This window comes from Bacillus sp. FSL W8-1202, assembly GCF_038006165.1.
Taxonomy (GTDB): domain Bacteria; phylum Bacillota; class Bacilli; order Bacillales; family Bacillaceae; genus Bacillus; species Bacillus subtilis.
Window position 1 is genome coordinate 863745 of sequence record NZ_JBBOUR010000001.1, and the last position, 23001, is coordinate 886745.

At 44.5% G+C, this 23001-nt stretch carries 24 protein-coding genes, 3 pseudogenes and 1 riboswitch; of the genes and pseudogenes, 3 read left to right on the forward strand and 24 right to left on the reverse strand.

Annotation, left to right across the window (positions count from 1 at the left end):
• Positions 1-42 precede the first annotated feature (42 nt).
• From NSQ09_RS04410 to NSQ09_RS04430, 5 genes and pseudogenes are all read right to left on the reverse strand, one after another.
• A pseudogene (locus NSQ09_RS04410) lies at positions 43-808 on the reverse strand (3-hydroxybutyrate dehydrogenase).
• Between the two features lie 16 nt (positions 809-824).
• On the reverse strand, positions 825-1475 hold the full coding sequence (locus NSQ09_RS04415) for a CoA transferase subunit B (protein ID WP_017697224.1): 651 nt from the start codon (positions 1473-1475) through the stop codon (positions 825-827).
• The gene (locus NSQ09_RS04420) at positions 1472-2188 is read right to left on the reverse strand and encodes a CoA transferase subunit A (protein WP_017697223.1); all 717 of its coding nucleotides are present in this window, start codon (positions 2186-2188) and stop codon (positions 1472-1474) included. The genes NSQ09_RS04415 and NSQ09_RS04420 overlap by 4 nt, the downstream gene beginning before the upstream one ends.
• Before the next feature lie 23 nt (positions 2189-2211).
• Entirely contained in the window at positions 2212-3624 is a 1413-nt protein-coding gene (locus NSQ09_RS04425) for a GntP family permease (RefSeq protein WP_144453780.1), read from the reverse strand.
• Between the two features lie 153 nt (positions 3625-3777).
• The gene (locus tag NSQ09_RS04430; RefSeq protein WP_341030598.1) at positions 3778-4626 is read right to left on the reverse strand and encodes a putative RNA methyltransferase; all 849 of its coding nucleotides are present in this window, start codon (positions 4624-4626) and stop codon (positions 3778-3780) included.
• A 385-nt stretch (positions 4627-5011) separates the two neighbouring features.
• A riboswitch (purine riboswitch) is annotated at positions 5012-5113 on the forward strand.
• A gap of 127 nt (positions 5114-5240) precedes the next feature.
• Here NSQ09_RS04430 and NSQ09_RS04435 point away from each other — a divergent pair.
• On the forward strand, positions 5241-6434 hold the full coding sequence (locus NSQ09_RS04435) for a NupC/NupG family nucleoside CNT transporter (protein ID WP_014481340.1): 1194 nt from the start codon (positions 5241-5243) through the stop codon (positions 6432-6434).
• 39 nt (positions 6435-6473) lie between these two features.
• On the opposite strand, the gene NSQ09_RS04440 is transcribed toward NSQ09_RS04435, so the two are convergent.
• From NSQ09_RS04440 to NSQ09_RS04450, 3 genes are all read right to left on the reverse strand, one after another.
• Positions 6474-7145 carry a DUF3298 and DUF4163 domain-containing protein gene (locus NSQ09_RS04440; RefSeq protein ID WP_017697295.1) on the reverse strand — a complete coding sequence of 224 codons (672 nt, stop codon included), beginning with the start codon at positions 7143-7145 and terminating at the stop codon, positions 6474-6476.
• A gap of 127 nt (positions 7146-7272) precedes the next feature.
• Positions 7273-7563 (reverse strand): hypothetical protein, encoded by a 291-nt coding sequence (locus NSQ09_RS04445; protein ID WP_014478421.1) that lies wholly within the window; start codon positions 7561-7563, stop codon positions 7273-7275.
• Positions 7564-7612: 49 nt separating this feature from the next.
• The gene (locus NSQ09_RS04450; protein WP_341030599.1) at positions 7613-9673 is read right to left on the reverse strand and encodes a catalase; all 2061 of its coding nucleotides are present in this window, start codon (positions 9671-9673) and stop codon (positions 7613-7615) included.
• Between the two features lie 200 nt (positions 9674-9873).
• On the opposite strand from NSQ09_RS04450, the gene citH reads away from it, so the two are divergent.
• The gene (citH, locus tag NSQ09_RS04455) at positions 9874-11154 is read left to right on the forward strand and encodes a citrate transporter CitH (RefSeq protein ID WP_003227205.1); all 1281 of its coding nucleotides are present in this window, start codon (positions 9874-9876) and stop codon (positions 11152-11154) included.
• 158 nt (positions 11155-11312) lie between these two features.
• On the opposite strand, the gene bglS is transcribed toward citH, so the two are convergent.
• The 3 genes and pseudogenes from bglS to NSQ09_RS04470 all read right to left on the reverse strand — a co-directional run bounded on the left by bglS (position 11313) and on the right by NSQ09_RS04470 (position 13945).
• On the reverse strand, positions 11313-12041 hold the full coding sequence (gene bglS / locus NSQ09_RS04460; protein ID WP_015483903.1) for a beta-glucanase: 729 nt from the start codon (positions 12039-12041) through the stop codon (positions 11313-11315).
• Between the two features lie 295 nt (positions 12042-12336).
• Positions 12337-13170: pseudogene (licT, locus tag NSQ09_RS04465) on the reverse strand (transcriptional antiterminator LicT).
• Between the two features lie 94 nt (positions 13171-13264).
• Positions 13265-13945, reverse strand: coding sequence for a hypothetical protein (locus tag NSQ09_RS04470; RefSeq protein ID WP_341030600.1), 681 nt, complete (start codon positions 13943-13945; stop codon positions 13265-13267).
• A 206-nt stretch (positions 13946-14151) separates the two neighbouring features.
• On the opposite strand from NSQ09_RS04470, the gene NSQ09_RS04475 reads away from it, so the two are divergent.
• On the forward strand, positions 14152-15438 hold the full coding sequence (locus NSQ09_RS04475) for an MFS transporter (protein WP_341030601.1): 1287 nt from the start codon (positions 14152-14154) through the stop codon (positions 15436-15438).
• Positions 15439-15456: 18 nt separating this feature from the next.
• Here NSQ09_RS04475 and dbpA read toward each other — a convergent pair whose 3' ends face one another.
• The 13 genes and pseudogenes from dbpA to wapI form a co-directional block, all read right to left on the reverse strand.
• Positions 15457-16896 carry an ATP-dependent RNA helicase DbpA gene (dbpA, locus tag NSQ09_RS04480; RefSeq protein ID WP_341030602.1) on the reverse strand — a complete coding sequence of 480 codons (1440 nt, stop codon included), beginning with the start codon at positions 16894-16896 and terminating at the stop codon, positions 15457-15459.
• A gap of 81 nt (positions 16897-16977) precedes the next feature.
• Entirely contained in the window at positions 16978-18126 is a 1149-nt protein-coding gene (locus tag NSQ09_RS04485; protein WP_038428036.1) for a rhamnogalacturonan acetylesterase, read from the reverse strand.
• A gap of 129 nt (positions 18127-18255) precedes the next feature.
• Positions 18256-18444: a hypothetical protein gene (locus NSQ09_RS04490; protein WP_341030603.1), complete on the reverse strand. Its 189-nt coding sequence runs from the start codon at positions 18442-18444 to the stop codon at positions 18256-18258.
• Positions 18445-18474: 30 nt separating this feature from the next.
• Positions 18475-18606, reverse strand: a complete 132-nt coding sequence (locus tag NSQ09_RS04495; protein WP_015714975.1) for a hypothetical protein — start codon at positions 18604-18606, stop codon at positions 18475-18477.
• 17 nt (positions 18607-18623) lie between these two features.
• Positions 18624-19076 carry a hypothetical protein gene (locus NSQ09_RS04500; protein ID WP_029318613.1) on the reverse strand — a complete coding sequence of 151 codons (453 nt, stop codon included), beginning with the start codon at positions 19074-19076 and terminating at the stop codon, positions 18624-18626.
• Positions 19077-19091: 15 nt separating this feature from the next.
• Positions 19092-19388: a YxiJ family protein gene (locus NSQ09_RS04505; protein ID WP_341030604.1), complete on the reverse strand. Its 297-nt coding sequence runs from the start codon at positions 19386-19388 to the stop codon at positions 19092-19094.
• Positions 19389-19414: 26 nt separating this feature from the next.
• On the reverse strand, positions 19415-19903 hold the full coding sequence (locus NSQ09_RS04510) for a DUF2716 domain-containing protein (protein WP_163135978.1): 489 nt from the start codon (positions 19901-19903) through the stop codon (positions 19415-19417).
• A 17-nt stretch (positions 19904-19920) separates the two neighbouring features.
• Complete coding sequence (locus NSQ09_RS04515; protein ID WP_341032487.1) at positions 19921-20373, reverse strand: hypothetical protein; 453 nt, start codon at positions 20371-20373, stop codon at positions 19921-19923.
• Between the two features lie 72 nt (positions 20374-20445).
• Positions 20446-20772, reverse strand: a pseudogene (locus NSQ09_RS04520) (DNA-binding protein); the annotation flags it as partial.
• 122 nt (positions 20773-20894) lie between these two features.
• Positions 20895-21311, reverse strand: a complete 417-nt coding sequence (locus tag NSQ09_RS04525; RefSeq protein ID WP_003227174.1) for a YxiG family protein — start codon at positions 21309-21311, stop codon at positions 20895-20897.
• A 50-nt stretch (positions 21312-21361) separates the two neighbouring features.
• Complete coding sequence (locus NSQ09_RS04530; protein WP_009968394.1) at positions 21362-21730, reverse strand: hypothetical protein; 369 nt, start codon at positions 21728-21730, stop codon at positions 21362-21364.
• Complete coding sequence (locus NSQ09_RS04535) at positions 21724-22194, reverse strand: YxiF family protein (RefSeq protein ID WP_095844083.1); 471 nt, start codon at positions 22192-22194, stop codon at positions 21724-21726. Before NSQ09_RS04535 ends, NSQ09_RS04530 begins: the two co-directional genes overlap by 7 nt.
• A gap of 325 nt (positions 22195-22519) precedes the next feature.
• Positions 22520-22948: an immunity protein WapI gene (gene wapI / locus NSQ09_RS04540; RefSeq protein WP_003227169.1), complete on the reverse strand. Its 429-nt coding sequence runs from the start codon at positions 22946-22948 to the stop codon at positions 22520-22522.
• Between the last annotated feature and the right edge of the window lie 53 nt (positions 22949-23001).

The window sequence follows — 23001 nt, forward strand, 5'->3', positions numbered from 1 at the left end:
AAAAACACACTTGATTCCCTAGCGGAAGTGTGTTTTTTTATGTCATTGTGCGGTGTAGCCCCCATCAAGGACGACAGCCTGCCCAGTGACGCCCTTCGCCTTCTCGCTTGCCAAAAACACGGCATAATCCGCAATTTCCTTGACGGAAAGCAGTCGCTTTTGCGGCACAAGCGGAAAAATGACTTGTTCAAGTACAGAGTCGTAAGGGACATTTCTAGTTTTCGATAGATCGCTAAGCTGATTGCGTACAAGCTGGGTATCGACATAACCCGGGCAGAGCGCATTGACTGTTATGCCGTGGGGCGCGCCTTCCAGCGCCCCTACTTTTGTGAGTCCAATGACGCCATGCTTGGCGCTATTATAAGCGGATTTCCCTGCAAAGCCGACTAATCCATTAACAGACGCGATATTAATGATTCTGCCAAACTGCTGTTTTTTCATGATCGGAAAAACATGCTTCATTGCAATAAAGGGCGCCGTCAGCATGACCTTGATAAGCTGTTCAAAGGTCTCTGTCGGAAACTCTTCAATCGGAGCGACGTGCTGAATACCGGCATTGTTCACCAAAATATCCAAGCGGCCGTATCGTTTTCGGATGACATTCACCAACTTGCGCTTCCTTTGTCACATCATACGGAATGGCCGCCGCGTCAAAGCCTTCTTCTTCAAGCTTGGAGGCTGCTTGTTCACATGCTTCCGGACGGAGGTCTGAAACGATGACGCTGGCGCCTTCCCGGGCGAATTCTCTTGCCATTTCGAATCCGATTCCGCCGGCAGCCCCTGTCACCAAGGCGACTTGTTTTCTCATGTCAAACACCTTCCCATTAAGAATTGAGTACAGACTGGCTTACAGCGAAATCAGCTTCTGTTTTTTCATAAACCTCTTCAATTGTGACACCATCCTGAAGCTCCGTCAGTGTCATGCGGCCGTTCACAAAATCAAATACAGCCAAATCCGTAATCAGCCTGTGTACGACTTTCTGGCCTGTCAGCGGAAGGGAGCATGTTTTTTTCACCTTTGATTCACCATGCTTATTGACGTGCTCCATGATGACAACGATCCGTTTCGCCCCGTTGACGAGATCCATAGCGCCGCCCATCCCTTTTACCATTTTGCCCGGGATCATCCAATTGGCCAAATCACCCTGCTCCGAAACCTCCATTCCGCCGAGAATAGCCAAATCGATATGCCCGCCTCTTATCATCGCAAATGACTCAGCGCTGTCAAAATAAGAGGCGCCGGTCACTTCAGTGATCGTTTCCTTTCCCGCATTGATCAAATCCGCGTCTTCCATTCCTTCCAGAGGATAGGGGCCAATTCCGAGCAAGCCGTTTTCCGACTGAAGCATGACGTGAACGCCATCGGGTATCTCATTTGCGACAAGCGTCGGCATTCCAATCCCGAGATTCACATTCATGCCGTCCTTGATTTCTTGTACAGCCCGTTTGACCATTCGTTTTCTCGCTTCCTTCACTTGGCCTCACCCTTTCCCGATGCTTGCTGAACTGTTCGTTTTTCAATCCGTTTTTCTTGGCTCGCGCCAAGCACGACATGCTGTACGTATATTCCCGGCGTATGGATGTGATCTGGATCGAGCTCTCCTGCTTCCACGATTTCTTCCGCCTCGGCAATCGTGATCTTGCCTGCCATGGCGGCAATGGGATTGAAATTTCTCGCCGTTTTCCTAAAAACCAAATTGCCCATGGTGTCCGCTTTCCACGCTTTGACGATCGCCACATCGCCGGTAATGCCTCGCTCCAGCACATAAGTCCGGCCGCCGAATGTTTTATGTTCCTTTCCCTCGGCTATGGAGGTGCCGACGCCTGTCGCCGTATAAAATCCCGGTATGCCTGCACCGCCTGCACGAATTCTCTCAGCGAGCGTTCCTTGGGGAACAAGCTCGACCTCAAGCTCTCCGCTTAAAAACTGCCGCTCAAAAATTTTATTTTCACCGACATAGGAAGCAATCATTTTCTTGATTTGCTTGTTAGCCAGAAGCAAACCAGGCCCCCAGTCATCGACTCCGCAGTTATTGCTGACAACGGTTAAATCCTTTACTCCCTGATCTCTTATAGACAAAATGAGCTGTTCAGGGATGCCGCACAGCCCAAACCCTCCCGCGATCAGCGTATCCCCATCATGAATCAGTTTCGCAGCTTCCTTGCTTGATGACAGCACTTTTCCCATATTGATGCACCTTTCGTTTTCTTCTACACTAGACCAGTCAGGCTGTAAATCGCGATCACAGCAAATACGGCAGCCGTTTTAATGAGCGTGATCGCAAAAATATCGCGATAGGATTGCCGGTGGGTCAAACCCGTCACGGCCAGAAGCGTGATAACGGCGCCATTATGCGGCAGTGTGTCCATCCCGCCTGATGCCATTGAAATGACCCGATGCATCACCTCTGGCGGAATATTGTAAGCCTGAATCGCCTGTAAGTATTGTTCTGACATCGCGCTTAACGCAATGCCCATTCCTCCTGAAGCCGAGCCGGTGATTCCCGCCAGCGCAGTTGTTGTAACGGCGCCATTTACAAGCGGATCGGTAAAAGTATGTGAAATTCCGCTGCTCAGCTTATGAAACCCCGGCAGCGCGGCGATAATGCCGCCGAACCCGTACTCGGCACCCGTATTCATAGATGCCAGCAAGGCGCCGCCGATCCCTTCATTCAGCCCTTCCTTCATTTGGGCAAACACACTTCTCCAATCAAATAAAATCGTTGTGATGATGCCAATCACTAAAGCAATCTCCACCGACCAAATAGCAGCCGCTGAAGAAATATCAAGCCTGCCGAACTCCTTTAATCCTATGGAAGAAAAATCAAATCCATTCGGATACCACTTTGGCAGGTAAATGGTGAAATATTTATTCACTGCACCGACGAGAATAAGCGGGACAAAGGCAAGCGCGTGCCGAATCGGGCTTTTGTCCGGTTCAGCCGCGGACTCAATCGATTCAGGAGCATTCTGCGAATCAAAACCGCCATATCCTTCGCCAGATGCCTGCGCTTTTTTCCGCCTTGATTCCAAATAGAGCATCCCAGCTGCCAGCACAATCACTGCGCCCATCAAGCCCAGCCAAGGGGCGGCATAAATGTCTGTTTTGAAAAACGACGTCGGAATGACATTTTGGATTTGCGGCGTTCCCGGAAGTGCGTCCATCGTAAACGTAAAAGCCCCTAAAGCAATCGTTCCCGGGATGAGGCGTTTCGGTATGTTTGCTTCTTGGAACATGTTTTTCGCAAAAGGATATACGGCAAATACGACAACAAACAGGCTGACACCGCTGTACGTCAAGACAGCACCCATCAGCACAATGGCAAGTATCGCTCTTTTTGCCCCGACAAGCCGGACAATTGTTTTCGCGATTGATGCCGCAAGCCCGGCCATTTCAACGACCTTTCCGAAAATGGCACCGAGCAAAAACACTGGGAAATACAGCTTAATAAAACCCGCCATCTTCTCCATAAAAATTGATGAAAAAAAAGGAAGCACATGGCTTGGATCTGTCAGCAGCACCGCGAATAACGCGCAAATCGGCGCAAACAATATGACAGAAAATCCCCGATACGCCGTAAACATCAGCAAACCTAACGCCAATAGAATGATGATCAGTTCCACACACACATCCCCCGTTTCCGCGAACTAGAAAGCGTTTACATAAACCTGTCCGCATCGGCTGTTTCCGTCCCCTTTCCATATGTACGAGAAGCGTGGGCCAACTATTCCGATTAAAAAAGGAAAGCTCCTTTTTTCGGAGCTTTCCTCTGCCATTCATTTCATTCCTATTAGGATATCAACATCAACCGTAATATCGGCTGATTTCATCTCTTTCAGCAGGCTGACTCGATCTTTCGGCGCCGACCAGGCAAGCGGCGTCATCTTGAGAAGCCAGTGGATCGCCTGCTGGTCAAGCGTTTTAACATAGCGCAGCCTGACAGGACGGCTGTGTGCTGCATTTGCTGTAAAACGCTCAACAGCTGCCGCATTGGAATACGTGCGCCTTGGTGAATCATTATATAAAAATTGCCTTAATTCTATTAAATAGTCGCTTCGCGGCACTACTTTTACGAGCATGCCATCATTCTTCAGCAGTCTATGAAACTCTGCATAATTGGACGGCGAAAAAATAGACAGAACAACATCAAATTGGCGATCATGAAAAGGAGCACGCGCCACATCGGCAACCGCCCACATCTGATCTTTGAATGCCTTAGAAGCTTTTAAGATCCCATCCTTCGAAAGATCTATGCCGGATCCTATCGCTGCTTTCCCTGCATAATCAAACCCGCAAAGCGCATTCAAATGAGAACCCACACCGCAACCGCTGTCCAGGATGGTGAATGCCTCATGACCAGATTTGGGATGACTGATGAGTTCTGCAATCGCATCATGGAGCGGGTCAAAAAAACCACATTCTCCAATCAGCCTGCTCCTCGCTTCAAAAAGCTCAGCACCGTAACTGGTTTTGACCGGCTTCGTCAGAAAGTTCACGTAGCCGTGCCGAGATAGATCAAATGTATGTCCTCGTTCTGTACAAATCAAGCTTTTCCCTGATGCCGCATCCATAGAAGAAACGCAGAGCGGGCATCGAAACATGCTGAAATCAACTGTTCGCTTCATGATAAAAACACCTCATTCATTCATTTTTAGATAAATGAAAAAGGCATAGACAAATAAACCTAGGCCTATCTCAAAAATTGGCCAGGTCTGGCAGTTTGTCTACACCTGTCATTATCTATAACGAATGAATTGGATAATCATGAAAAAAACTCCCTTTCTGCTGTATGGGTTTCCCCGTTTCCATCATACAACAAATATCCAGGAGCTGGAACCTTATAGTGAAGAAAAATCAGTACTGACATGCTGGTATCCCGCCAACATCATATCAGCATAGCAATCCAGCATGTTTTTCCTTTATTTTCTCATTTTAGAATATAAATTTTATTATTGTGAAAATAGTTAAAAAGGTTGATTTTCAAAAAGTGAAAGGATATAATACTGCTATCATCTTAGAAAAAGACATTCTTGTATATGATCAGTAATATGGTCTGATTGTTTCTACCTAGTAACCGTAAAAAACTAGACTACAAGAAAGTTTGAATAAATTTGAACGAGTTGAAAAGGACAAGTTCTTTTCTGTTTGCTCTTATTTTTCACACTTTCTGCACTTCCAGAATTTGTGAAAAATAAGAGCTTTTTTTGTTTCCATAATAACCCTCATAGGAGTTGCTATCATGTACTTTTTACTAAACCTTGTCGGTCTCATTGTGATTATGGCAGTTGTATTCCTATGTTCTCCGCAGAAAAAGAAAATCAAGTGGCGCCCAATCATGACGTTAATTGTTCTGGAATTGCTGATTACTTGGTTTATGCTGGGAACAAAAGTCGGAAGCTGGGCTATCGGTAAAATCGGTGATTTCTTCACTTGGCTGATTGCTTGCGCCAGTGACGGTATCGCGTTTGCCTTTCCGTCAGTGATGGCGAATGAAACAGTAGACTTTTTCTTTAGTGCGCTTCTTCCAATTATCTTTATCGTCACATTCTTTGATATTTTAACGTATTTCGGTATTTTGCCTTGGCTGATTGATAAAATCGGATGGGTGATTTCAAAGGCTTCCCGCTTGCCGAAATTAGAAAGCTTTTTCTCTATTCAAATGATGTTTCTGGGAAATACCGAAGCACTTGCGGTTATCCGCCAGCAGCTAACGGTTTTAAGCAACAACCGCCTGCTCACATTCGGCTTAATGAGCATGAGCAGCATCAGCGGCTCCATTATCGGATCTTATCTGTCAATGGTGCCTGCGACATACTTGTTTACAGCCATTCCTTTGAACTGCTTAAACGCGCTGATTATCGCAAACCTGCTGAATCCTGTTCACGTGCCGGAGGATGAAGATATCATCTATACACCGCCTAAAGAAGAGAAGAAAGACTTTTTCTCTACGATTTCTAACAGTATGCTTGTCGGCATGAACATGGTTATCGTTATTTTAGCAATGGTGATCGGATATGTCGCATTAACGTCAGCAGTTAATGGCATTCTTGGCGTTTTCGTACACGGCCTGACCATCCAGACGATTTTTGCTTATCTGTTCAGTCCATTCGCATTCCTGCTTGGATTGCCAGTGCACGATGCGATGTATGTTGCTCAGCTGATGGGCATGAAATTAGCAACGAACGAGTTTGTTGCTATGCTTGACTTGAAAAACAATCTCAAATCCCTTCCGCCTCACACCGTTGCGGTGGCGACGACATTCCTGACGTCCTTTGCAAACTTCAGTACGGTCGGCATGATTTACGGCACGTACAATTCGATCCTTGACGGAGAAAAATCAACGGTCATCGGGAGAAACGTGTGGAAACTGATCGTAAGCGGAATTGCAGTATCTTTATTAAGTGCTGCGATTGTCGGCCTGTTTGTGTGGTAGAAACATTGAGCCATATCCTTTTCGGATATGGCTCTTTGATTATTGATAAATAGAGGCTGGCACCTGCACATCCCGGATTCCCGCTGCATAAGGCCCCAAGTCATACTGGCCAAAGACGATAGCGATTCCGTTTGCCGTAAAGTAAAACATTGTGTCTTTGTTTAGGGTTATATCCTCTTTCTTTACATCAGGGAAAAACAGCTCATCGTGTTTTTTGATATAGCTATATAGGTAATCTCTCGTTTTGCTGACTTTTGTTTTGGTGCTCAGAATCTGATCCAGCGTCACCCGCTTTTGTGCTTTCAAGTCATAGTTGAAGGACTGGACAGACGTTAAACCGTGGGCGCCGCCTGAATAGATATAATTGAGTGTTTGAATGCTGAGCTTGCCTGCCGCATTGTATTTGACGCTGAAGGATGTTCGATATTCCGTTTTAAAGCCCTGCTGTTCGCCTGCTTTTTTGTTTTTCAGATATTCCTGATACGATTGTTCAATGTAGGCTTTCAGCTCTTGATTGATTTTCTTTTCAAACGCGGCATTCCCGATGTGATGCACTTGTGGATACGTTAACTCCTTGATCTTTTTGTACGTATGGGTGCTGACAGTCGGTGTTTTCGCTTGAACTGCTTTTAAAGATGGGGCCGCATATGCTAATACGGAAAAAAACAAGACTGCAATCCCCGCAGCTTTCAGCATTTTATTCCATTTCATATAATATCCTCCTTTGATGTCGTTGTTTATCATTCCCTTATTTAAGCAATAAATTAAATCGAAAGAAGTTTCTAAGTCTAACAGCATGATTTTTCCAATAAAAAAAGAGACACAGGATGTCTCTTTTTTACTGTTTGCGCCCAGAAATCGCTTCATGAACGGCCTGTGCCAAATCTGTATTTCCGAACATCTCTAATACCGCAATGACAGTCTGGTCCGGAATGTGCTCTGCTTCGTGTTTTGGCACGACCAGATCGTCCATGGTTTTTTTCAAGCTTTCATTCAGCTTTTGCTGCGGATACGCTTTGGCGTACAGCTCCATCGGATCAAGATCATGGTTCACGCACCATTGGGCAAACACCAAAATCATCATATTTTCATCGCGTTCGTAAGCTTCAGCGAGCTGTTTTTCGTTCATTTGTCATGCTCCTTATGAAAAGTATCTTCCTTAAAGATACAGGAGCAGGTCAAATTCGTCTATCCCAATGGCGATGAGCAGCAACCGCATTGATAAATGCCTTGCTGAAAGCGGTGTAGTCAGGTTCATCTTTAGCCGTTACGATGCCTGGCCCCTCTGTTGTCCCGACAGAGGATTGAAGAAGGTCAATTCCTTCATTTGCTGCACCGATCGCCTTGTAGTGATTGTAAGCTTCTCTGATAAACGCCATCGCTTGTTTGTTGTCTTTTAACTCCAGCCCTCCTGCGGCATAGACGGCATCATACAGAACAGAATCAACCGTCAGGAACGTGCCGCTGGCCTCAAGCTGCTGTCCGCTGCCGCTTGTCATATACCCCAGATTTTGACTGATGATATCCACTGTGATTCCTTCTTGCTTTAAGGCTTCCAGCACTGTTTGCAGCTCTTTTTCATGAAATCCGTTTCCGGCCAGTACAGCGACTTTTCTTGTTGACGCGGCTTTCACTGTACGGGCTTGGCTTAACGCAGGCGAAGTAAGAATTTCTTTAGATGCTTTACGCTTCGCGGGCGCCGCCACGCCTACTCCTTTGGCGATTTCTTCTGCTAAATCTGCATCGACATTGCTGAAGACATCAACGACCTGCCGCTGTACGTCTTTGCTTTTGACCTTCCCGACCTCGAAGCAGAAAGCAGAAATGATATGCTGTTTCTCGACAGGAGACATGCTGTTCCAGAAAAGCTTCGCCTGTGAGTAATAATCGTTGAAGCTGTCGCTTCGCTGGCGGATTTTTTTGCCCTCGACTTTTTCCTGATAGTGGACGTAGCCGCCTTCTTCAGCTGTCGCAGGCGACGGATCATTGTTTTGCAGTGAGTTTTTATGATAAGCGACAGGTCCCTTATTGATCGTCATCCGGTGATAGCCGTCATATTGATTGTTATGGAATGGACATACCGGCCGGTTAATCGGAATCTCATGGAAGTTCGGACCGCCAAGACGGATGAGCTGTGTGTCTGTATAAGAGAAAAGCCGCCCCTGCAATAGCGGGTCATTGGTAAAATCGATGCCCGGCACGACATTTCCCGGGTGGAATGCGACTTGTTCTGTTTCCGCAAACACATTATCCTGGTTGCGGTTCAGCGTCATTTTCCCAATGATCTTCACCGGCACAAGCTCTTCCGGCCACAGCTTAGTCGGATCAAGAATATCAAAATCAAACTTGAATTCATCTTCCTCATCAATCATCTGCACGCCGAGCTCGTATTCAACCTTGCCGCCGTTTTCAATTGTTTCCCACAGGTCACGGCGATGGAAATCCGGATCTTTCCCGGCAATTTTCTGCGCTTCATCCCATACGAGAGAATGCACGCCGAGCACCGGCTTCCAGTGAAATTTCACGAAACGTGCCTTTCCTTGTTCATTGACAAAACGGAACGTGTGAACGCCGAAGCCCTCCATCATTCTGTAGCTGCGCGGGATGCCTCTATCTGACATCGTCCACATCACCATGTGAGCCGACTCAGGGTTATTGGCGACAAAATCCCAAAACGTATCGTGAGCAGTCGCGGCCTGAGGCATTTCATTGTGAGGTTCAGGCTTAAACGCATGAACCAAATCCGGAAATTTGATTGCATCCTGAATGAAAAACACCGGGATGTTATTTCCCACAAGGTCATAGTTTCCTTTTTCAGTATAAAATTTAGTCGCAAAGCCTCTGGCATCCCGCACCGTGTCTGCGGAGCCTTTAGAACCCGCGACCGTAGAAAAACGGACAAATACCGGTGTCTTCACTGAAGGGTCCTGAAGAAATTTGGCCCGAGTATATTCCGTCATTGGTTCGTAAACCTGAAAAAAGCCATGCACGCCAAATCCGCGCGCATGCACAACACGCTCCGGAATCCTCTCATGGTCAAAGTGCGTCATTTTCTCCCGGAAGTGAAAATCCTCCATCAGCGTCGGGCCGCGAACCCCGGCTTTTAACGAATGCTCATCCTCTGACACCCGCAAGCCTTGGTTTGTCGTCATTTTCTTCCCGCTGTTATCGGCCCTGTACTGCTCAAGCTGCTCGTCCTTTGAGTGTTCATTTACACGTTTGTTTTGGTCTTCACACATGTCTGCTCCCCCTTTTTAAAACGAAACATTCTACAGCACATTTACCCGTGGCGTTCTTCATATAAACTGCTAATCCGCTCATTAGGATTTTTGGTCTACATATAGATATGCGGTCATACACATTTGAAATAAGCCTTCTTCACAGAAAGAAAGGATGGAAGCGCTTACCAAAAAAGCTGTTGAATAGGGGAGGTCATATCATGCTTGCCATACTCGGTTTTGTGATGATGATTGTCTTTATGTACCTTATTATGTCTAACCGGCTTTCCGCTCTTATTGCTTTGATTGTCGTTCCTATTGTGTTCGCCCTGATCAGCGGATTTGGCAAAGATCTCGGCGAGATGATGATTCAGGGCGTTACAGACCTCGCCCCTACCGGTATCATGCTGTTATTCGCCATCCTGTATTTCGGCATTATGATTGACTCGGGCCTGTTTGATCCTCTCATTGCCAAAATCTTATCGTTTGTCAAAGGAGATCCGTTAAAAATCGCCGTAGGCACAGCGGTTCTGACCATGACCATTTCGCTGGACGGAGATGGGACAACAACCTATATGATTACCATTGCAGCGATGCTGCCTCTCTACAAACGGCTCGGCATGAACCGTTTGGTGTTAGCGGGAATAGCGATGCTCGGTTCGGGGGTTATGAATATTATCCCGTGGGGCGGCCCGACTGCGAGGGTTTTGGCCTCCTTAAAATTGGACACGTCAGAGGTCTTCACGCCGCTGATTCCCGCTATGATCGCCGGCATTCTCTGGGTGATCGCCGTTGCTTATATCCTCGGAAAGAAAGAGCGGAAGCGGCTCGGCGTCATTTCGATTGATCACGCACCGTCTTCCGATCCGGAGGCCGCACCGCTCAAGCGTCCCGCTCTTCAATGGTTTAACCTGCTGCTGACTGTCGCTCTGATGGCCGCACTGATCACCAGCCTGCTGCCGCTCCCTGTTCTTTTTATGACTGCGTTCGCCGTTGCCTTGATGGTTAACTATCCAAATGTCAAAGAGCAGCAGAAACGAATCTCGGCGCATGCGGGTAATGCGTTAAACGTTGTCTCAATGGTGTTTGCTGCGGGCATATTCACAGGCATTCTCTCCGGCACAAAAATGGTCGATGCCATGGCGCATTCTCTCGTTTCACTCATCCCTGATGCCATGGGCCCGCACCTGCCGTTGATCACTGCGATCGTCAGCATGCCATTCACCTTTTTCATGTCGAATGACGCCTTTTACTTCGGTGTCCTTCCCATCATCGCCGAAGCCGCTTCCGCTTACGGAATAGACGCCGCTGAAATCGGAAGGGCCTCCTTGCTGGGGCAGCCTGTGCATCTGCTCAGCCCGCTTGTGCCTTCCACCTATCTATTGGTTGGAATGGCAGGCGTCAGCTTTGGCGACCATCAAAAATTCACTATTAAATGGGCCGTGGGAACAACGATTGTGATGACGATTGCCGCACTTTTGATTGGGATTATTTCTTTCTAAATGTATGAGCTTGATCGTAGCATTGAGTGAGTACGTGATTTACAGAGGGGAGAAGATTAAATAGGATATTATGAGTGAATAGAAGATTCACGCCAACAACTTCTCATTACAATCATAAGAGCCTGCTATATTTGCAGCAGGCTCTTTCACCTTTGGCATTATTTTTTTGTATAGCGCACCCAATCATAATGAGCGTATAGCGGATTTACACCATTGTAGGAGCCAAGCCATTCATCGACACCCGTGCCATTCCACAAGTTCATCATGATCTTTCCAGGTGTTGTCGGAATTTGGTTTGTTGCAGTATGTTTTAATTGCCCATCGACATACCATTTAATAGAGTTTGGCTGCCAATCGAATGCATACGTATGATAGGCATTGGCTGCATCAAACCCGAGATCCACAATCTTCTCATGGTTTCCTGCACCATTTGTATAATAGTTAAATTGAACCTTTGTTGTATCTTTTCCTAAAAATTCGATATCAATCTCATCCCAAGGAGTTCCATCTGTTGGACCTGTGTAAGTGAAGAACGATGAAACGATCCCTGTGTTTTTAGCTGGTTTCATTCTGACTTCATAAAGTCCATAGCCATATGTTTGAACAGAACGGTTTTCCCCGCAGTCAAACTTGTTATAAGATGGGCTTGTTAGCGCTAAACGCATTTCACCCAATGACGTCATTGATACGTTATTAGCCCGCCACGTGCAGTTGAACATATTTCCATTCGAATAACCATCTGCTTTTTGCCAAAAACCGGAGTTATAGCCGTTAAACGGGTCAAAAAACGATCCACCTGTTTGAGCCGAGGCAGTAGAAGTGACTGCAAACAAACTCATAAACAACCCAGTGACAAGAAGCAGCAACACTCGTTTCAGATAAGGCATATTGGCATTCCCCTTTCATCGAAAGCGTTTTCTATGTTGATCTTACATGATTCTTTTAAAAGGGAACATCGGTCAAAATAATGATAATACCGAATCTTACTGACTTGAATCCTGTAACTATCATCATCTTCCCTCTGAAAAAAATAAAAACCTAAATTACCATCAGCACAGACAGAGATGATCCGCACTCATTGTAATTTAGGTTTTGCCTGCTTTATCAGTAACAATCCTAACATTATCATATGTGAATGTAAGAAAAAATTAACATACGAAAATAAAAATGTCAGCGCTCTCATTATACTTGTTTAACTACCCTTTCTATATGAATGGTTAAATACAGCAGCTCGTCACTTGTGAGCTTGTGCTCATACTCCCGCTCAATGTAGGTTTGGATTTTCTTCGTGCATTCATACGCGCGATGATACTTTTCTTTCACTGTATCCAGCAAAAAATCGTCCTGGCTTTCCATGTGAGTGCCGTTAAAAAGACGCTGCGCGAAAAACTTTAAGTGGGTGACGAACCGATAATAGTGAAGCGATTCTTCGTTGAATTCAATCTTAAAATGGTATTTTACAATACTCAAAATCTCTTGCATGACTTTTGTAATGTTGATAATATTGGGCATCTCTTCATTCAGCTCGGCATTTACAATATGCAGAGCAATAAAGCCCGCTTCATCCTCTGGAAGAGACACACCTGTCTTGTTTTTCACCATGACCAACGCTTCTTTACCGATCGTAAATTCGTCTTTATACAGCCGTTTTGTTTCCCACAGCAAGGCGTTTTTGATATCAAGCCCTTTCTGGTTGCGCTGGATGGCAAAGTTAATATGGTCGGTCAGCGACACATAGATGCTGTCGTTGAGCTTTTTGCCGAGCTGTAATTTTGCGTAGCTGATAATCTCTTCGGATACTTCCATACACTCGATCGGTATATCATACAAAAGGGTTTTGAACTTTTCTGATACATCCTTGTTATCGAGCGTGAACACTTTCTCAATGCGGGCTTCATCGACATCATCGCCGGACTTTTTCTGAAACGCGAGCCCCCTGCCCATGACGACCAATTCTTACCCTTGTTCATTGACCACGCTGATCACATTATTGTTGATCACCTTCGCAATTTTCATGACATGTCCCTCCAATCAACTAAGAACAGACTATATCTTGATTGTACATTCTTTTTGTACTAGGTCAATATCATCAGGGAAAGACGGAAGCTGATCAGTACAATTCACTCCGTACCTGCTGCCCGGGCTGTTTTTGAAGCAGCGCCTCCAGATGGCGTTCAAATGATGCCTTGTCAGCTTTCTGCTTTTTGACAATGCTGTTCATGATTTTAATGCTTTCAGCGCTGTATTGTGTATATTGTTTTTTCAGCTGATCCAGCTGCTGTCTTGTCTTCTTCGCGTTTTTCGGTGTGACTTGGCTGATGAGTTTGATCATACTGTCTGCGGTCTCAAAAAAAGCGGCTCTATTTTCTGTCAGCTGCTGAATTTCGATGCGGCTCATGTCTTGATTACGCGTTTTTTGTAGCAAGGCAACCGCCTCGCTGTTTTGTTTTTTGAGCGATTTGTTCTCAAGCTTAATCGATTCGAGATTCTCCTTCGCAATGTCTGCTTCTTCTTCAGTCATGCTGCTTCGCACGAAGTATTCTGGATTGCCGATTCCGTAATCAAATGCTTCGCTCACTTGTATAATGGAACTGAACACAATGGCCAGCTGCCTGTCGCTTGCGAGGGCTTGGAAATCCTGCTTTTTCTTACTGCTCATCGGTTTGGCTGCGGTTTGTTTTACTGTCTTTTGATCACAGTCTGCGAACATCTGAGCCTCACCTTCACTTTCGCATGCGCTCATCACAAGAACTGTGACCAGCAGGCTTATACACAAGCCTATTCGCCTCATGCTCTGTCTCCTCTCTGCTGAATCCCTTCTGGAAAATACCATAAAATATAGTTAAATGGTACCAGATGCACCTAACCCCAGCAATAAATCAAAAGTATGATTTGAAGCGAAAAAACATAAATATTTTGTAAAAATTGACGTGCATTCCATTCTTTTCAGGCCCATTTCTCGTACAATAGAAGTATCGTTACCGGAGAGGGGCTCTGATGATGAAACGTTTTACGAAACAAGAAAACAGCTGGGTGTTATATGACTGGGCAAATTCAGCTTACTCAATTGTCGTGACCACCGCGGTATTTCCGTTATTTTATAAATCAGCAGCTGCGGAAAGCGGTGTCAGCGCCGCTCAATCGACTGCCTATCTGGGCTATACCATTGCGATTTCAACGTTTATTCTTGCGATGCTCGGCCCTATTTTAGGCACAATCGCCGACTATGAAGGGTGCAAGAAAAAGTTCTTCGGTTTCTTTGTGTCAGCCGGTGTCGCCAGCACCGCGATGCTCGCCTTTATCCCTAGTGAACATTGGCTGCTATTGTTGCTGTTTTATACGATATCGGCTATCGGTTTTTCCGGCGCCAATGTGTTTTATGATTCCTTTCTCGTTGACGTCACGACTGAGAAGCGGATGAATCTCGTCTCGGCACGGGGTTTTGGCTTAGGATACATTGGAAGCACGATTCCATTTATCATCAGTATTGCTGTCATCCTGCTCGCGCAAGCGGAGACTATTCCAGTGTCTGTACCGGCCGCAAGCCAGCTGTCCTTTTTCATAACGGCTGCCTGGTGGGGGCTGTTCACTATCCCAATGATTAAACATGTCCATCAACGCTATTACATCAAAAAAGAACCTCATATTGTCATCAACAGCTTTAAGAGGCTCGGCCAAACGATGAAACGGATCAGGCAATACCGGGCACTTTTCCTCTTCTTGCTCGCTTATTTCTTTTATATCGACGGAGTCGGCACGATTATTACGATGTCGACATCCTATGGATCAGATTTAGGGATCGGTTCCTCAAGCCTTCTGATCATCCTATTTGTCACTCAGGTGGTCGCCGCGCCGTTTTCGATTGTATACGGAAAACTGGCAGAACGCTTCACGGGGAAGACAATGCTGTATGTCGGGATCGTCATTTATATGATCGTCTGCGTGTATGCCTATTTTATGGAGACAACGCTTGATTTCTGGATACTGGCTATGCTTGTCGCCACCTCGCAAGGCGGTATTCAAGCCCTCAGCCGTTCCTATTTCGCCAAGCTTGTGCCAAAGCGCCACGCTAATGAATTCTTCGGTTTTTACAACATTTTCGGAAAATTCGCCTCAATTATGGGGCCGCTGCTCATTGCCGTGACAGCCCAGCTGACCGGGAAATCCTCGACTGCGGTGTTCAGTCTGATCATTTTGTTTGTAATTGGTATTGTGATTCTTGCCTTTGTTCCGGAGGAGACCAGCGCCAATGTCAGCCAGCAGCAAAATGACCTGCCCCTTTAACTGGGAGCAGGTCATTCATCATTTATTCGCTTTATTCACCTTCAGCTTTTTCCGTTTGACGGTTGTGTTCTTCATCACTTTGAGAACATGAGGGCCTTTACCATTTAAAATCTCAACGTATGAGGCGTTATCCATGATCGTAATGATGCCGATGTCGTCAGCTGACACACCGTCAATTTTTGCAATCGTTCCTACAAAATCAACGGCTCTGATTTTCTTTTTCTTTCCGCCGTTAAAATACAGCTTCATAATGTCTTTATTCAGCTCTTCGCTTTTGTCCTTTTTGCTTTCCGGACGGTCATTCATTTTAGCTAGAAATTCAGGTTTTTTCCTTGCTACTTCCTCTTGAGAAGGTGCTTCTATTTTTTGAATTTCAAATCCGATATATTCTTCAATATCGGCTAAAAACCGTTTTTCAAAGGCCGTGACAAACGAAATGGCCTTTCCTTTGTTCCCTGCGCGTCCCGTTCGGCCCGTGCGGTGGACATAGCTTTCTTTTTCAAGCGGCAGATCATAGTTGATGACAAGGGAGATATTTTCAATATCAATCCCGCGCGCGGCGACATCCGTCGCCACTAAGTAACGGTACTCGCCACGTTTAAATTCATTCATGACTTCGAAGCGGTCTTCCTGAATCATTCCGCCGTGAATTTTATCGCATGGATATCCTAAGTCATCCAATTCATCGGTCAGCTGATTGACGTGCTCTTTCGTTCGGCAGAAAATGATGCAGCTGTCGGGATTCTCCGTCATCAGCACATCTTTCAGCAATGAAAATTTATTCTCTTCTCTTACTTGAATCACCGCATGTTCAATATTTCTTGTGGTAAGCCCGGCCGCTTTGATTTCGATATGCTCCGGGTTTTGCATATATTGACGGCTTAATTTCTCAATGTCCTCTGGCAGCGTCGCCGAAAACAGCATCGTTGTGCGCTCAGTCGGAAGATGCTTGATAATCGCCTCCACCTGCTCGATAAAGCCCATATTCAGCATCTCATCCGCTTCATCAATGACCAAATAAGAGAGACGATCCAACGGCAGCGTGCCTTTTTCGATATGATCCAGAACACGTCCCGGCGTACCGACAACAATGTGGCTTTTTTGCTTAAGCTCAGCTTTTTGTTTATCAAAGGAGGATTTTCCAAATACGGCTGTCGCTTTGATCCGTTTAAATCGTCCGATGTTCGTGATATCTTCCTTTACTTGCACCGCAAGCTCACGGGTTGGAGTTAAAATAAGCGCCTGCGGCTTGTTTTCATCCCAATCCGCCAGCTCACAGAGAGGAATCCCGAACGAAGCCGTTTTCCCGCTTCCCGTCTGTGATTTGACGACAAGATCCTTTCGTTCAAGGGCAGCGGGGATCACGCTCTGCTGCACCTTGGTCGGTTCTGTATATCCCAGTCCTTCCAATGCTCGTAAAATGTCATGACTGATTTGATAGTTTTTAAAATGACTCATGTATAAACTCCTGTCTCTTGCAGATGTTCTCATTATACTCTAATTGACGAAGGCATATGTGTTTTGTCGAAAAGTGATGTATTAAAAGCCATCGATTCCCTGGCGTTTTAGCTCCTGAACAGCCAATCGCGCCAGTGCGTCGGCCCCCGCGCGATTCGGATGCAGCGTATCTCCATCCATATAAAGCCCGAGTGTTCTTTCCGGACCGATCGATGTAAAGTATGCCGAGCTGAGGACATTTAAGTCAATGAGGTGTGTTTTTTCCTCTTCGGCCAAAGCTAAAATAGAGGCCCTGTACCATCTGTTTACAGACGAATGGATGCCTTCAGAAGTAAAATCGGTCGCCCGGCCCTGAGGCGTTGATAGGATGACGTCCGCTCCTTTCGCTTTTACCTGACGAATCATATCACGCATCATCTCTTTAAACTCCGCTTCAGATTCATTATGCTTCGGATTTGTGTCATTAATGCCAAGCTGCAATATAAAATAATCTCCCGGTTTAATATACTTCAGGATCGCCTCAAGCTGTCCATCATTTCTGAACCCTCTCGCGATCTGCCCGCCGGACGCCATGTTTCTCACTTGAAAGGTGTGTTTATCGATATAGTGAGGCAGCATCTGCCCCCAGCCCGCCTGCTTGCTGCTGTTGAGCGGATAATAATTGCACACCGTCGAGTCGCCGCCGACATAAATGGTTCGGTTCGTCACCGGCTGATCAGACAATTTCTTTATTTTCAAGGCGCTAAGCGTAAAAGCGGTGCCAGCTTTCCCCTCTGTCACCAGCAGATTCAGCTGCCCGTCGGTGACAGGAATTTGGAACGTATCCTCCGCGCCATCCCCTGTCATATTAATAACCTGAAACACGCCCTCCGCCGCCACACTGGCCCTTGCCGTATTGCCAAGCGTCACCTTCACCTCATAAAGGCCGTTCGGGAGATCCACATTAAACGTGTTATTGCTTTTCGTCCCATACGCTAAAAACTGAACCGCATCACTCTTCACACCAGTCCCGGATGCCGCCACATCCCTCATATTCTCCGGTGTTTGAAAACCGTAGCCCTTTGACCGATCATATCGATCAAACGCCCTGACACCAATATAACCAGGCTCCACCGAACCGCTTCCAAAGTCAAATTGATACACCTTCGGCTCCGCCGCCTTCACACTCTCATTCCCGCCAAAACACAGCATCAGCATCATCACAAAAACCGCTGCCATCCATTTTTTCATCAAGACTCCCCCTCTATGAAAACACATACATTAATGCATACTCGGTGATTGTTTCTTTATGATGACTGAAGGGAGAAAAAAATTGCGTTGAGGAATAAAAATGAGGGGAGAGTCTCAAGAAGGGGAAAATTAGTGTGACTTCTTGTCACACTTGATCACATCCCAACCTCCGCAATAGAAGCTTATTTGGTTTTCTTCGTCATACACATAATAACGGAGTCTTTCCCATTGATCGTCAGTCGGTTCAATCTCCAACTCAACCGCATCGATGGATTCAAGGTCATCCAGCTTTGATGCACTAATGTCTTCAAACCGCAAATGAATGTCACAGGTTTGAGCTGATCGTTTTCATTCAAACACAGGAATTTGAATATAACGATCATCTTCTTTCATATAGAAAGAAAACTCGTTTAATGTAAATGGACCTGTATCCTCATCAGAAAGATGCTTTTTCAATTTCTCGTATTGTGTGATATTCAAATGAATTCCTCCTATTTTTAGTTACCGCTAACCATATAGATGTCAACAGCATCATATTCAAACCACATGATCCCTTCGCCTGAGTCCGTTAGACAATGGAGCTTCCCTTCTGAAAAATAGCTTTTATCCGGTTGAGGATCAGTGATCAGAAAAACATCGTCATTTATAGAAGCTAACAGAAAGAGAAAGCCTGCAATGTCCCGGTCTGCATCATGTAATATGCATTGGAAATGGAATTCTCGTTTCGCCAACTTCGTCACCTTGTAAGCATAACCTTCAAAGTACTCGGACAGGTCTTCTATAAATGAACCAGTCGTTATCACTTGTATCATGATTTGCTCATAGTCAAGCCCTTGCCAAATACGATAAAATGACTCTGCATCTTCAAGCTCACATGACATAACAACTTGGTAAGGCTTAAGAGCGATCATGTCCAAATTGCCGATACTGCTTATAGCGGTTATTTCCATAAAATCTTCCCCTTATCAGTTGGATAGCGCAACGGAAATCTCTTGTCTGACTTGTTCATACAAGAGAATGTGCTGATACAGATCTTTATCGTTTTTGATCATACCCGGAAGTATGTCAGGATAAAGCTCAAAAAAGCTTTTCTCCAACGTACGCCGCTGATGCCGGGGCATCCTTTTATTCGCCAGCACATAATCCAAACTGCCATCAACAAGCATAAAAAACTCATAGATTTCCGCTTCAAATTCGTACAGTTCATCAGGGTATGCCTTTTCTTCAAGCTCTTGCTGTCTTTTTCTCAGTTTTTCAAACATGCTGATCCCCTCCCTTCGCAACAATCTCATTTATCTTGAAACAAGATAGGCGGATCATGATCAATCGCCTCCAACAGCTCCTCACCAAACACTGTGATTGTACATTTCCACGGGTCTCCCAAAAGTCCCCAAGAGAAGTCCTGATGAAAGAAGAAATAATAGTCTCCGTTTGGAAATACCGGAACAGGCCATTCACCAAATTCATCCTGAGGCATTGCCTGATGAGGACTAAAGGTATATCCGTCATGCTGCCAGTCTAATGCGTACATCACATCGTTCTTTCCAGTACATGATTGAAATGCTTTTAAAATAGAAGTCTCTAAATCACTTAGCACTCCGCTCACATCATTATGACCAGCTTTACTGCTCATCGCGCTTGAGATATCAAACACTCGATATGGATCAGACGGGATGATGTGATGACATCTGCTTCCGGGTTTCCATTTTATGATCTTGTTCACTTCTGACCAGATGCGGTCTTGTTTTGTCTGACTTAAAGCGCGCCAATTCATCATAATCTCATCCCTACACCTTATTGGACATCCTGCTTATAAACACCAGATGAGGCCACTGCGTAAACAGCGTTACTTGTCAGTTTCAGCTGTTGAACGTCTAGGGCTTCACCGTTCGAGTCACAGCATGTTATCTCTTCCATCTCTTGACTCACATCGGCAGAAATCAAATAAAGAGACGACTCAAGCTCTTCACTGTAACAATTGAACGTCCCAACCAAAAAACCTTCTTCAGATATTGCAAGCTGATAAAATGCTTCTGAGTTCGGCTCTTTATCCGACAGAATCCACACCCGTCTCACGACCGTTTCATCAAATGCGGCAATGACTGCATCTCCGTAATACAGCATATAAATCAAGCCGTTTTTTTCTGCAAGTCCATAACAATCATCTACAGCAGGCGCATCCATTTCTTCAAGCTTTCTATCAATGTGTATTTCCTTCTGCTGACCATCTAACGTAAAACACCACACACTATGGCCGTTGGGATTCTCATCATGATAAATCCCTTCATCACATAAACCGACCCAAAGCTGTTGTTTCTCATCCAAAAGACAGCAGGAAACCCCTGAAGGCAAGTGAAAAACACTTTTCACCCTTCCCTCTTCTGAAAAAACCTTTACCTTCGGCTCGTACGATTCGTAATAAACGAAGACATAGCCATCTGCACATTGTTGAAAGAGCAGAATATCACTGTATGAAATCTGCTCTTTCACTCTAAAATCCCGAACATCACCGGAAGGATCATAGATTGTAATGGTGATACCACCTTTCAACCCTTTTCCAATGTAGACACGCCCCTGTGGATCAGCATGGAAAAAACAATCTTGGGTGTTCTCGTTGATGATTTTATTCAATTTTAATTTTTTCATTGGTTATGCTCCTAGGTTCGAAATGAAATGATAAGAATAAACCATTTATTAGCTATTAGTAACGGACAGCCTAGTTTCATTAATCGTTTTGGGATAAATCTACTTTCCAATTCAGCCTTAAATCATTTAGTGTTTAATTGGTATGCATAAAACGATTGATCATCAAAGCGAACTGTTTCAGCTTCTATAGCAATCAGCATTCTGTTCATGTCAATAAGAAAGTTAGCATTTGATTGATACTCCGGAATTATAGAATTTGATAGATTCCCGATTCCTTCTGGATGATAACTCATCTCAAATACTTGCCAATTGTATTCTTCCGGATCTATTTTTTCCAATCTCATGTCGCCAACATCTGCACTATAATAAGCGGATGCCACATTTTGAAATGAAATTTTATGCGTATATTCACCTTCATCTTCAAAAACCTTAATATCAAGTGAGAGTTCTTTTTTAAACACATTAAAATCTAAATGAAGGACACTGCACCCCTTATCTATATAATCAACCCATTCATTAATCGTTTGATACATTGTCATCCCCTGCCTCTTTTTAAACAATAACGCCTTGCCACCAAGCAGAAAACAAATTACTCCGTATATTGTTTGATCCAATCATTTAAATCATCTGTTGAATGCAAATAAGTTTCTGATGAATCTTTCAAATCAATCCCACTTAGAAGGATTAACATATCCCAGACTCTATCGTCTTCTACTTCGGGGTCATCCGCATAAACATAAGTTCCAGCCCAATCCGACACTTCTTCTCTTGTTGTTTGTCCATTTAAGACACTTTTGATTTTATTTATGCATTCTATTAGATTTGTCTCGCTCAATTTGATCACCACGTATTCAAGTACTAAATGATTTTTTATTAGTATGCAAAGCACCGTACTGATATTTAGATATTGAAGCTTTTTCCGTAAAAGATATGTTCCAAAAGGTTTCCAATCTACCAATAAACAAGCTCACATCCGTATTCCGTGTGCAATATACATAAACCAAACTGGCACTTAGGCTCAACCAAAATAAAACTATGATTGAGAATCCCTTCATCGAACTCAATACACTCCAATAAGCAGTCAAGGTGCTTGAGACATTTTCCAAAAGAACAAACTAACGCACCAATTTCGCTGCTGTATTGATGAAACAGCAGAACGTCCCGGTCATCGTAAGCAACATATGACTGAGATATTTTCCAGATCAGCTGTTTCGCTTCCGTTTTTTCGAGGGCATCAACCTCACGGGTGTTGGCTGGTATTGAATTTGATAAAACCAGCTCAAGCAATTGCCTGCTTTGCGCCAGATCAGCAAAACGATAAGTGAAGCCTCTTTCTGCACAAGGGACTAGTTTTTCTTTGATTTCGCTCATCAATAAACGTCTTTTATTCTCGGCGAGTTTTTCGATCAATCTTTTTTGCATGAGCCGCATTCCCTCCGCTGTCAATTTCTCAAGTTCTTTTAAATTGATTCATCATTCTCTTGTTTTCGTTGTCGTTCATGTTTAGATTTGTTCTAAAAAAGCTTGTATCGCTTATCGATACAAGCTTTATCTTCAACTGCTTAAAACTCACCCAGTGGGCTTTTCACAAAACGCTGGGAACCTTTTTGGCAAATCCTCTTCATCCCAATCAATTCTATATTTTTAGATTCTTTTGTCATACAAATAAGAGAGGATGGTAACATCTCTTATTTAATGTTCCATCAATAAATGCCCCATTTTTATCCAATGCAGAAATTATTTATAATTAAGGAAGTTTAGAAGGATTTTTTGTATTTTCAAGATTTAATTTTAAAGCGGTCACAAAAGACTCTAGCTTTTCTTCATTACAATTAATTTCGAACAAGTTGGAGTTCGACTTACTTTCTTTATAATCATCAAATATAATTTTAATCTTAATTCTGTAATTTCCGTTTTCTTGATCAATACTAAGAAATAAGAATGGTTCAATAGTCTCTAAACTGATACTGTCTTGATTTCCTTTTATCATAGTTTCGATCCCAGATATCAACACCTTATATTCACTTTCTAATAAAACAGCAGAAAAATCGCGAACGACGGCTTTCTTATTTTCCAACAATTCAAATACAGATAAAATAAATGGATCATCGTCCAACTCTTGATACCTTCTCGGTGTTAATTCAAGTTCTATACAATCATCTTTTATTTTGGCCATATTTCCTCCTCATTTAAAGTTTAAGTGAGGGTAGTTGTCATCCCCCCCTCGCT

What these genes read in the sequence shown, in the direction of transcription:
- NSQ09_RS04420 (WP_017697223.1), bottom strand. Translation starts at nt 2,188, where the DNA reads ATGGGAAAAGTGCTGTCATCAAGCAAGGAAGCTGCGAAACTGATTCAT.
- NSQ09_RS04430 (WP_341030598.1), bottom strand. Translation starts at nt 4,626, where the DNA reads ATGAAGCGAACAGTTGATTTCAGCATGTTTCGATGCCCGCTCTGCGTT.
- NSQ09_RS04435 (WP_014481340.1), top strand. Translation starts at nt 5,241, where the DNA reads ATGTACTTTTTACTAAACCTTGTCGGTCTCATTGTGATTATGGCAGTT.
- NSQ09_RS04440 (WP_017697295.1), bottom strand. Translation starts at nt 7,145, where the DNA reads ATGAAATGGAATAAAATGCTGAAAGCTGCGGGGATTGCAGTCTTGTTT.
- NSQ09_RS04445 (WP_014478421.1), bottom strand. Translation starts at nt 7,563, where the DNA reads ATGAACGAAAAACAGCTCGCTGAAGCTTACGAACGCGATGAAAATATG.
- NSQ09_RS04450 (WP_341030599.1), bottom strand. Translation starts at nt 9,673, where the DNA reads ATGTGTGAAGACCAAAACAAACGTGTAAATGAACACTCAAAGGACGAG.
- citH (WP_003227205.1), top strand. Translation starts at nt 9,874, where the DNA reads ATGCTTGCCATACTCGGTTTTGTGATGATGATTGTCTTTATGTACCTT.
- bglS (WP_015483903.1), bottom strand. Translation starts at nt 12,041, where the DNA reads ATGCCTTATCTGAAACGAGTGTTGCTGCTTCTTGTCACTGGGTTGTTT.
- NSQ09_RS04470 (WP_341030600.1), bottom strand. Translation starts at nt 13,945, where the DNA reads ATGAGGCGAATAGGCTTGTGTATAAGCCTGCTGGTCACAGTTCTTGTG.
- NSQ09_RS04475 (WP_341030601.1), top strand. Translation starts at nt 14,152, where the DNA reads ATGATGAAACGTTTTACGAAACAAGAAAACAGCTGGGTGTTATATGAC.
- dbpA (WP_341030602.1), bottom strand. Translation starts at nt 16,896, where the DNA reads ATGAGTCATTTTAAAAACTATCAAATCAGTCATGACATTTTACGAGCA.
- NSQ09_RS04485 (WP_038428036.1), bottom strand. Translation starts at nt 18,126, where the DNA reads ATGAAAAAATGGATGGCAGCGGTTTTTGTGATGATGCTGATGCTGTGT.
- NSQ09_RS04500 (WP_029318613.1), bottom strand. Translation starts at nt 19,076, where the DNA reads ATGGAAATAACCGCTATAAGCAGTATCGGCAATTTGGACATGATCGCT.
- NSQ09_RS04505 (WP_341030604.1), bottom strand. Translation starts at nt 19,388, where the DNA reads ATGTTTGAAAAACTGAGAAAAAGACAGCAAGAGCTTGAAGAAAAGGCA.
- NSQ09_RS04510 (WP_163135978.1), bottom strand. Translation starts at nt 19,903, where the DNA reads ATGATGAATTGGCGCGCTTTAAGTCAGACAAAACAAGACCGCATCTGG.
- NSQ09_RS04525 (WP_003227174.1), bottom strand. Translation starts at nt 21,311, where the DNA reads ATGACAATGTATCAAACGATTAATGAATGGGTTGATTATATAGATAAG.
- NSQ09_RS04535 (WP_095844083.1), bottom strand. Translation starts at nt 22,194, where the DNA reads ATGCAAAAAAGATTGATCGAAAAACTCGCCGAGAATAAAAGACGTTTA.
- wapI (WP_003227169.1), bottom strand. Translation starts at nt 22,948, where the DNA reads ATGGCCAAAATAAAAGATGATTGTATAGAACTTGAATTAACACCGAGA.